Source organism: Nocardioides plantarum, assembly GCF_006346395.1.
In the GTDB taxonomy this organism is placed as follows: Bacteria; Actinomycetota; Actinomycetes; order Propionibacteriales; family Nocardioidaceae; genus Nocardioides; species Nocardioides plantarum.
Map to the genome: position 1 here is coordinate 496,173 of NZ_VDMS01000004.1, position 9,141 is coordinate 505,313.

The window sequence follows — 9,141 nt, forward strand, 5'->3', positions numbered from 1 at the left end:
CACTAATCTCGAGGCGTGCCCCCCCGTGCCCCCCGCCACCCCCACGCCCGGGCTGCGGCCGCGCTGGTGCGGGCCAGCGGCTCGCTCAGCACGTCGGCGATCGCGCGGATGGACAGCGAGATGGCCTGGTTCCGGCTGCTGAGCGCGCAGGAGCGGGCCTGGGTGGGTCAGATCCTGCAGTCCGGCATCCGTGCCTTCGTCGACTGGTACGGCGCCGCCGACGAGGCCGCCGAGTCCGACGAGCGCAGCGACGCCTCGGAGTCGTTCGCCGTGGCTGCGTCGGTCTTCGGCGCCGCGCCCCGCGCCCTGGCCGGGACCATCAGCCTGCAGCAGACCGTCGACCTGGTCCGGCTCTCGATCGAGGTCGTCGAGCACGACGTCGACCGCATCGTCGAGCCCGCCGACGTCCCCGACGTCCGCGCCGCCATCCTGCGCTACGCCCGCGAGATCGCCTTCGCGACCGCCGAGGTCTACGCCCGGGCCGCCGAGATGCGCGGGGCATGGGACGCGCGGCTCGAGGCGCTGGTGGTCGACGCCGTGCTGCGCGCCGAGGGCGACGAGACCACTCTGTCGCGCGCCTCGGCGCTGGGCTGGTCGGCCCGCGGTGACGTGACGGTCGTGCTCGGCACGCTGCCAGAGCGGCGCACCGACTCCGACCTCTTCGACGCCGTACGCCGGGCAGCGCGGGTCACGGGGATGGACGCGCTGTGCGCGGCGCAGGGCGACCGGCTGGTCGTGCTGCTCGGCGGGGTCGACGACCCACGGGCCGCCGGGGCCGCGCTCGTCGACCTCTACGGCCCGGGCCCGGTCGTGGTCGGCCCGGTGAGCGACGACCTGCAGCACGCGCACGTCTCGGCGCGCGCGACCTTGGCGGCACACCGGGCTGCCGCCGGCTGGCCCGACGCCCCACGGCCGGTCCTGAGCAACGAGCTGCTGCCCGAGCGGGCCCTGGCCGGCGACGGGCACGCCCGCCGACACCTGGTCGAGGACGTCTACCTGCCGCTGGCCGCGGCCCGCGGGGGGCTCGCCGACTCATTGGCGGCCTACCTCGCCCAGGGCGGCTCGGTCGAGGGCACGGCGCGCGCGCTCTTCGTGCACCCCAACACGGTGCGCTACCGCATGCGACAGGTGGCCGACCTGACCGGCTTCACCCCGAGCGTGCCCCGGGACGCCCTGACGCTGCAGGTGGCGCTGGTGCTCGGTCGGCAGTCGGGTCGCATACCACCTCACGCCGGCCAGTCGGCCCCGACGACGTTGTAGGAACCCGACAAAGTTTCCCGGTCCAGGTTCGTGCAGGACTGATGCGCGACCCGGACGCCGGACCAGGCAGAGTGAGGGACGTGCTCGTCATCGTCGCTCCCGGACAAGGCGCCCAGACGCCTGGGTTCCTCGCCCCCTGGCTCGAGGACCGCGTCTTCGCGTCCCGGCTGCACTGGCTCTCGACCGTGGCCGGCATCGACCTGGCCCACCACGGCACGGTGTCCGATGCCGACACCATCCGTGACACCCGTATCGCCCAGCCCCTGCTGGTCGCCACGACCCTCGTGGCCACCCTCGAGCTCTTCCCGCACCCCGGTGACGGCTTCAACCAGGTCGGCGCGGTCGCCGGCCACAGCGTCGGCGAGCTGGCCGCCGCGGTGGGCGCACGGGCGATCAGCGCCGAGCAGGCGATGGTCCTGGTGCGCGAGCGGGGTGTCGCGATGGCCGAGGCCGCCGCGGCCACGCCGACCGGCATGACCGCACTCCTCGGCGGTGACCGCGACGAGGTCCTCGCAGCGCTCGCGCGACACGGGCTGACCCCCGCCAACGACAACGGTCCGGGCCAGGTCGTCGCCGCCGGCACGCTCGAGCAGCTGGACGCCCTCAAGGCCGACCCGCCGCCCGGGGCCCGCCTGATGCCCTTGTCCGTGGCCGGCGCGTTCCACACCGACCACATGGCCCCCGCGGTCGACCACGTCGCCCGCCTCGCCCTGTCGGTGTCGACGCACGACCCCCGCATCCCGCTGATCTCCAACCGCGACGGGCAGGTCATCCACGACGGGCGCGAGGTGCTCAAGCGGATCGTCGGGCAGATCGCCAGCCCGGTCCGCTGGGACCTGTGCCTCGACGCGATGTCCGACCTGGGCGTCACCGGCATCCTCGAGATGCCACCTGCCGGCACGCTGACCGGCATCGCCAAGCGCTACTTCAAGGGCCAGGGGGTCGAGACCTTCGCCCTCAAAACACCCGACCAGCTCGACGACGCGCGCGCCTTCTGCGCCAAGCACGGGGAGGGCTCGCTGATCGACGTCACCCCGACGTGGCGCATGGTGGTCTCCCCCGCCAAGGGCACCTTCGAGCTCGACGGGGCCGCGGGCGGGGCCGACCTGCTCACCGCCGGCGCCGAGATCGGCACCATCATCAGCCTGCGCGACCGGATCGTCGTCACCGCCGCCCACGGCGGTCAGGTCGTCGAGTGGCTCGTCGAGGACGGCGACCTCGTCTCCCCCGGACAGCCCCTGCTCCGCCTGCACCCCGAGGGTGTCGAGTGACCACCCCCATCGACCCCGTCGACCCCGTCGACCCCGTGAGCCCGCGACCGGCCCTGTCGACCACGACCGGCGCGACCCACGCCGCCGTGCTCGGCATCGGCGCCTACCGCCCGGCCCGGGTGGTGCCCAACTCCGAGCTCGTCGAGGCCATCGACAGCAGCGACGAGTGGATCCAGCAACGCTCCGGCATCCGCACCCGCCGCTTCGCCGACGACTCCGAGTCGGTGCAGATGATGAGCGTCGCCGCCGCCCGCGAGGCGCTCGCCCACGCCGGCATCGAGGCCGGCCAGGTCGACGCCGTGATCGTCGCGACCGTCAGCCACATGATGCAGACCCCGGCCATCGCCCCGGCCATCGCTCACGAGCTCGGCTGCCCGAAGCCCGCCGCCTTCGACATCTCCGCTGCCTGCGCCGGCTTCTGCCACGGCGTGGGCCTGGCCGCCGACCTGGTGCGCGGCGGGAGCGCCCGCCACGTCCTGGTGATCGGCGTCGAGCGGCTCACCGACATCCTCGACCGCACCGACCGCGGGACCGCCTTCATCTTCGCCGACGGCGCCGGCGCGGTCGTCGTCGGTCCGAGCGAGACCTCCGGCATCGGTCCGGTCGTGTGGGGCTCCGACGGCGAGCACTTCGACCACATCCGCCAGACCCTCGACTGGCGCGACGTGATGACCACCGACTCCCCCGCGATGCCGGCCCTGACGATGCAGGGCAGTGCCGTGTTCCGGTGGGCCTCGTTCACCATGGCCAAGGTCGGCCTCGAGGCGGTCGAGCGAGCCGGCATCACCGTCGACGACCTCGACTGCTTCGTCCCCCACCAGGCCAACATGCGCATCACCGACGCGATGGCGCGCTCGATGAAGCTTCCCGACTCCGTCCGGATCGCCCGCGACATCGCCGACCAGGGCAACACCTCGGCCGCCTCCGTGCCGCTCGCGCTGCACCGGATGGTCGCCGAGGGCGATGCCCGCTCCGGCGACCTGGCGCTGCTCATCGCCTTCGGCGCCGGGCTGGCCTACGCCGCCCAGGTCGTCGTCGTCCCCTGAGCCCACCGTTCACCCAGCTCCACCCACCACCACCCAAGGAGAAACCATGGCCACCACCGAAGAGATCCGCGCCGACCTCGCCGACATCGTCAACGAGGTCGCCGGCATCGAGCCCGACGACGTCCAGCTCGACAAGTCCTTCGTCGACGACCTCGACGTCGACTCGCTCTCGATGGTCGAGGTGGTCGTGGCCGCCGAGGAGAAGTTCGGCGTCGCCATCCCCGACGACGAGGTCAAGAACCTCAAGACCGTCGGCGACGCCGTGGCCTTCATCGAGCGGGCGACGGCCTAAGAATGGCCAACCGCACACGCGTCGTCGTCACCGGCCTCGGCACGACCAGTCCCCTCGGTGGTGACGTCCCCACCACCTGGGAGGGGATGCTCGCCGGGCGCTCCGGCGTACGCCGCCTCGAGCACGACTGGGTCGAGGACCTCGCGGTGAAGATCGGCGCACCCGTCGCGGTCGAGCCCAGCGAGGTGCTCGAGCGCGTCAAGGCCCGCCGCCTGGATCGCAGCTCCCAGTTCGCCATGGTCGCCGCGATCGAGGCCTGGGCCGACTCGGGTCTGGCCGCCGCCCAGGAGGCCGGCGACCTCGACCACGACCGCGTCGGGGTCGCGATGGCGACCGGCATCGGCGGCGTCACGACGCTGCTGGCCAACTACGACGTCCTCAAGGAGAAGGGGCCGCGCCGGGTCTCCCCGCTCGCCGTCCCGATGCTGATGGCCAACGGCCCAGCCGCCAACATCAGCCTCCTCGTCGGAGCCCGCGCCGCGGTCAACACCCCGGTGTCGGCCTGTGCCTCCGGCAACGAGGCCATCTCCCTGGCGATCGACCAGATCCGCCTCGGGCGCGCCGACGTGGTCGTGGCCGGCGGCTGCGAGGCCGCGATCCACCCGCTGCCGATGGCCGCCTTCTCCAACATGATGGCGCTGTCCAAGTCGGCCAGCGCCGATGGCGGCGACCCGGCGACGGTCAGCCGTCCCTGGGACACCGGCCGCGACGGCTTCGTCCTCGGCGAGGGCGCCGGCGTCCTGGTGCTGGAGTCCGAGGAGCACGCGCTCGCGCGCGGAGCACACATCTACGCCGAGGTCCTGGGCGCCGGCATCACCGCCGACTCCCACGACATCGCCCAGCCCGATCCGGCCGGGCGCGGCGGCTCGCGGGCCATCAAGCGTGCGCTGCTCGAGTCCGACATCGACCCGGCGGCGATCAAGCACGTCAACGCCCACGCGACCTCGACGCCGCAGGGCGACATCGCCGAGGGCCTCATGCTGCACGCCACGCTGGGCCCCCACGTCGACGAGATCGTGGTCACCAGCACCAAGTCGATGACCGGTCACCTGCTGGGTGGCGCCGGCGCTCTCGAGGCCGTCGCCGTGGTGCTCGCGATCCGCGACCGTGTCTCGCCGCCGACGATCAACCTCGACGACCTCGACCCGCAGGTCGAGCTCGACATCGCCACGACCGCGCGCGACCTCCCCTCCGGCGACATCGCCGCCCTCAACAACTCGTTCGGGTTCGGCGGCGCCAACGTCGCCGTCGTCTTCGCCTCGTACTAGGAGACCCCATGACGGTCCAGGCCCCGCAGAAGCCCGCCAAGCTCCCCCGCTCCGAGGACCCCCGCAACCCGGTCCACCGGCTGGGCGCGCTCCTCGACGACGGCAGTCTCGAACTGATCACCGCCGACGACGACAGCGGGATGCTGGCTGCCGTCGGGACGGTCCACGGCACTCGTGTCGTCACGTTCTGCTCCGACGCCACCGTGATGGGTGGCGCCATGGGCGACGTGGGCTGCCGGGTCGTGGTCGCGGCCTACCACCGGGCGATGGTCGAGCAGGTCCCGATCATCGGCCTGTGGCACTCGGGCGGCGCCCGTCTGGCCGAGGGCGTCTTGTCGCTGCACGCCGTCGGCCGGATCTTCCAGGTCATGACGCAGGCCTCGGGCAAGATCCCGCAGATCTCCGTGGTGCTGGGCCCGGCCGCCGGCGGGGCGGCGTACGGACCCGCCCTGACCGACGTCGTCATCCTGGGTCCCGAGGGCCGCATCTTCGTCACCGGCCCCGACGTGGTGCGGTCGGTGACCGGCGAGGCCGTCGACATGCTGCGTCTGGGTGGACCCGAGCCGCACGGTCGTCGCTCCGGGGTGGTGCACATCCTGACCGAGTCCGAGCAGGAGGCGCTCGATCGCGCTCGCACGGTGACGTCGTTGCTCGGCTCCCAGGGCAGCCTGGTCGTCGACGACGTCGCCGACCGTGACCTCGAGGACGCCCTCCCGGCTTCCAAGAAGCGTGCCTACGACGTGCACCCGCTGGTCGAGCAGGTGCTCGACGAGGGCACCGCCCAGGAGCTGCACGCCCGCTGGGCCCCCAACATCGTCACCGCGCTGGGCCGTTTCGGCGGCCGCACGGTCGGCGTGGTCGCCAACAACCCGCTGCGCCTGGGCGGGTGCCTCGACTCCCTGTCGGCCGAGAAGGCCTCCCGCTTCGTGCGGATGTGCGACGCGTTCGGCGTGCCGCTCATCGTGCTGGTCGACGTGCCGGGCTACCTGCCCGGTGTCGGACAGGAGTGGGACGGCGTCGTACGCCGCGGCGCCAAGCTGCTACACGCCTTCGGCGAGTGCGTGGTCCCCCGGGTCACCCTCGTGACCCGCAAGACCTACGGCGGTGCCTACATCGCGATGAACTCGCGCTCGCTGGGCGCCACCAGGGTCTTTGCCTGGCCCGGCGCCGAGGTGGCGGTCATGGGCGCCGTCGCCGCGATCCGGGTGCTGCACCGTCGGCGTCTGGCCGAGGTCTCCCCCGACATCCGGCCGCAGGTCGAGGCCGAGCTCGCCGCCGAGCACGAGCGGTTGGCCGGTGGGGTCGAGCGGGCGGTCGAGATCGGCGTCGTCGACGAGATCGTCACGCCGTCACAGACCCGGTCGGCCATCGCCCGGGCCATCGACGAGGCCGTCCAGCGTGACGGCGTACGCCGCGGGGCCCACGGCAACATCCCGCTCTGACCCGGGCGGCACCCCACGAGGTGACCGCCGTCACGTAACCTCCCGGCGACCGTGGCGTTGACCATGTCGACGCCACCATCCACGGGAGGTCCCACCATGCTGCGCCGTTCGCGTTCCGCTGTCGCCTCGATACTCCTGGCCGTCGGCCTCGCCGTGACGCTGCCGTCATCCCCGGCAGCCGCCTACGACAACGACATCGGTGTGATCAAGGTGCCCAACCAGATCCGCAAGGGCGGATGCGCCGGCTACCTCCTGCCGTGGAGCTTCACCCCGCCCACCGAGGACTGGACGGTCGTGGCTCGCATCCGCAATCCGCGCCGCGAGGGCGTCGCGAGCTTCTACTGGGACGCCAACGCGGGCAACAACATGGGCCGCACACACGGCCACCTGACGTTCCAGCTGTGCGGCGCGAGCGCACCGGTCGGCCGCTACTCGGTGTCCATGCAGATGATCTACAACGAGGGCCGCGACCTCTACACGCTCAACCGTGCGCCGACCCACTTCCGCCTGGTCCAGCGCCGCTGAACCACGCGACAGCGCCGGCTGGTCAGACGACCTGGTGGAGCCAACGCACGGGGGCTCCCTCGCCGGCGTGCCGGAACGTCTCGAGCTCGTCGTCCCAGGGCTTGCCGAGCAGCTTGTCGACCTCGTTGACCAGCGTGGTCTCGCCGAGCGCGGCCTTGACCACGGCGGCCTTGAGGCGGTCCTCGGGGATCATGATGTCGCCGTGCATGCCGACGACGGCGTGGAAGACCCCGAGATCCGGCGTGAAGGAGTACCGCGCGCCCTCGGTGGAGGCCGTTGGCTCCTCGGTGACCTCGAAGCGCAGGTGGTTCCACCCGCGCAACGCAGACGCGATCGCTGCCGCCGAGCCGGCCACACCGCTCCACGACAGCTCCGCACGGTAGGTACCCGACTGAGCCGGCTGCGGCGACCAAGTCGGGTTCGTGGGCACGCCCAGGAGGCCACCGACGGCCCATTCGATGTGCGGGCAGAGCGCCGAGGGCGCCGAGTGCACGAAAAGGACGCCGCGGCTGGTGGTGCGGTCAGCAGTGCGAACGGTCACGACATCTCCTTCATCTCCGGCGCGAGCTACGCCTTCCCCAGCGGGCTCGAATCAGATGACGGTGTCGTCGACAGTCGGTGTGACGGATGTGGAGTTAGGACTTCATTGTGACCCATGTGGCGCGTTCGCACCAGTGGAGCGGGATGACGCCTTGACCTTAGGTCAGGTCCATCCGGCGCTCGAGGTCGTCGGCACGGGCGGCGGCGTCGGTCAGCTCCTCGGAGTCGATCGCGTGGGCCCGGTGGAACCAGGCCAGTGCGTCCTTCTCGCGACCAGCCGCGACGAGCGTGTCGGCATAGGCGTAGCGCAGACGCACCACCCACGGCAGCCGGCTGTTGCTGGTCAGGGGGGCGAGCTCGAGGACCCGGAGGGCCGCGTCGAGCTGGCCGAGGTCGCGACGTGCGCCGGACTCGACCAGCGTCATCTCCGCCTTGGCCTCGGGACTGAAGTTGGCGACCGATGGGCTCTTGGCCAGCTTGATGGCCTGCTCAGGGTTGCCAACCGCACGGTGACAGTCGGCCATGATCGGCAGGTAGGCCGTGGCCCCGTTCATCCGCTTCGCGGCACGCAGCTCGGCCAGCGCCTCGGCGTAGTGCCCGGCCGCGTACGCCGCCTCACCGGCTGCCTCCCGGACCACCGCGAGCCGGGGCGCGCGAGCGCGGGCGGCCAAGGCGTGCTGATAGGCGGTCTCCGGGTCGGAGTCGACCATCAACCCGGCCGCCGCCAGGTGCCGCGCGATGCGTGCCGCCAGCTTGTCGGGCAGGCCCTTGAGCTGAGCCGCGACCGCGCGGTCGAGCTCGGCCCCCGTGACGTCGTCGGGCAGCGGCGGACCGTCGTAGACGGACTGCTCGACGGTGCGAGGCACGTCGCGGTCGGTCGGGCGCTTCCAGTCCTCACGGCGGCCGCCTCGGCCGCCCGTCGGGGGCTTGCCACGCGAGTCGCCTCGGGACTCGCCGCGGGCACCACCCCGGGCAGCGCCGCTCTTCGGCCCTCCGCGGGTGTCGGACGAGCGGGCACCGTCACGGCGATCCCCCGCGCCCTTGCCCTGCGGTCGTCCGCCGCCTGCCCCTGGGCGCGATCCACGCTCGTCGGCCACGATGGCTCTCCCTCTTCACGTTGCTGGTCCCGTCCAAGACGAACGGGTGGAAAACAGAGTAGAGGCCACCTTTCGGTGGCCTCTACCCAATGTTTGTCCGGCGGCGTCCTACTCTCCCACAACCTCGCGATTGCAGTACCATCGGCGCTGGCAGGCTTAACTTCCGGGTTCGGTATGGGACCGGGTGTTTCCCTGTCGCTATGGCCGCCGTAACTCTATGTGCCCATCACCCCACCCCAGGGGATCCTGGTCGACCAACCCCCACAAACGGGGGGGGACGATCGCCAGCCACCGTGGGTGGTGGGCAAGTCATGTTGTGTTCTCGTGGACGCGAGGCGTAACTAGGTGCTGTGTGTGTTACGCGTGTGTGGTGTTGGTTGAGGGTTTGTGTGGCAAGCCC

General features: G+C 72.0%; 9 protein-coding genes and 1 rRNA gene. 7 read left to right on the top strand and 3 right to left on the bottom strand.

The window, feature by feature from the left end; translation table 11 throughout:
- Window positions 1-15: 15 nt before the first annotated feature.
- The 7 genes from FJQ56_RS18520 to FJQ56_RS18550 all read left to right on the top strand — a co-directional run bounded on the left by FJQ56_RS18520 (window position 16) and on the right by FJQ56_RS18550 (window position 7,104).
- Window positions 16-1,260, top strand: a complete 1,245-nt coding sequence (locus tag FJQ56_RS18520) for a PucR family transcriptional regulator (RefSeq protein WP_246084240.1) — start codon at window positions 16-18, stop codon at window positions 1,258-1,260.
- A gap of 80 nt (window positions 1,261-1,340) precedes the next feature.
- Window positions 1,341-2,531 carry an acyltransferase domain-containing protein gene (locus FJQ56_RS18525; RefSeq protein WP_140011054.1) on the top strand — a complete coding sequence of 397 codons (1,191 nt, stop codon included), beginning with the start codon at window positions 1,341-1,343 and terminating at the stop codon, window positions 2,529-2,531.
- Window positions 2,528-3,577, top strand: coding sequence for a beta-ketoacyl-ACP synthase III (locus FJQ56_RS18530; protein ID WP_379140343.1), 1,050 nt, complete (start codon window positions 2,528-2,530; stop codon window positions 3,575-3,577). Before FJQ56_RS18525 ends, FJQ56_RS18530 begins: the two co-directional genes overlap by 4 nt.
- Window positions 3,578-3,623: 46 nt before the next feature.
- Window positions 3,624-3,869 carry an acyl carrier protein gene (locus FJQ56_RS18535; RefSeq protein ID WP_140011055.1) on the top strand — a complete coding sequence of 82 codons (246 nt, stop codon included), beginning with the start codon at window positions 3,624-3,626 and terminating at the stop codon, window positions 3,867-3,869.
- A gap of 2 nt (window positions 3,870-3,871) precedes the next feature.
- Window positions 3,872-5,137, top strand: coding sequence for a beta-ketoacyl-[acyl-carrier-protein] synthase family protein (locus FJQ56_RS18540; protein ID WP_140011056.1), 1,266 nt, complete (start codon window positions 3,872-3,874; stop codon window positions 5,135-5,137).
- An 8-nt stretch (window positions 5,138-5,145) separates the two neighbouring features.
- A complete protein-coding gene (locus FJQ56_RS18545) occupies window positions 5,146-6,579 on the top strand; it encodes an acyl-CoA carboxylase subunit beta (protein ID WP_140011057.1) in 1,434 nt (477 codons plus the stop codon).
- A 96-nt stretch (window positions 6,580-6,675) separates the two neighbouring features.
- On the top strand, window positions 6,676-7,104 hold the full coding sequence (locus tag FJQ56_RS18550) for a hypothetical protein (protein WP_140011058.1): 429 nt from the start codon (window positions 6,676-6,678) through the stop codon (window positions 7,102-7,104).
- Window positions 7,105-7,126: 22 nt separating this feature from the next.
- On the opposite strand, the gene FJQ56_RS18555 is transcribed toward FJQ56_RS18550, so the two are convergent.
- The 3 genes from FJQ56_RS18555 to rrf all read right to left on the bottom strand — a co-directional run bounded on the left by FJQ56_RS18555 (window position 7,127) and on the right by rrf (window position 8,953).
- Window positions 7,127-7,645: a DUF3145 domain-containing protein gene (locus FJQ56_RS18555; RefSeq protein WP_140011059.1), complete on the bottom strand. Its 519-nt coding sequence runs from the start codon at window positions 7,643-7,645 to the stop codon at window positions 7,127-7,129.
- A gap of 157 nt (window positions 7,646-7,802) precedes the next feature.
- Entirely contained in the window at window positions 7,803-8,510 is a 708-nt protein-coding gene (locus FJQ56_RS18560) for a tetratricopeptide repeat protein (RefSeq protein WP_246084241.1), read from the bottom strand.
- 326 nt (window positions 8,511-8,836) lie between these two features.
- A 5S ribosomal RNA gene (rrf, locus tag FJQ56_RS18565) occupies window positions 8,837-8,953 on the bottom strand.
- Between the last annotated feature and the right edge of the window lie 188 nt (window positions 8,954-9,141).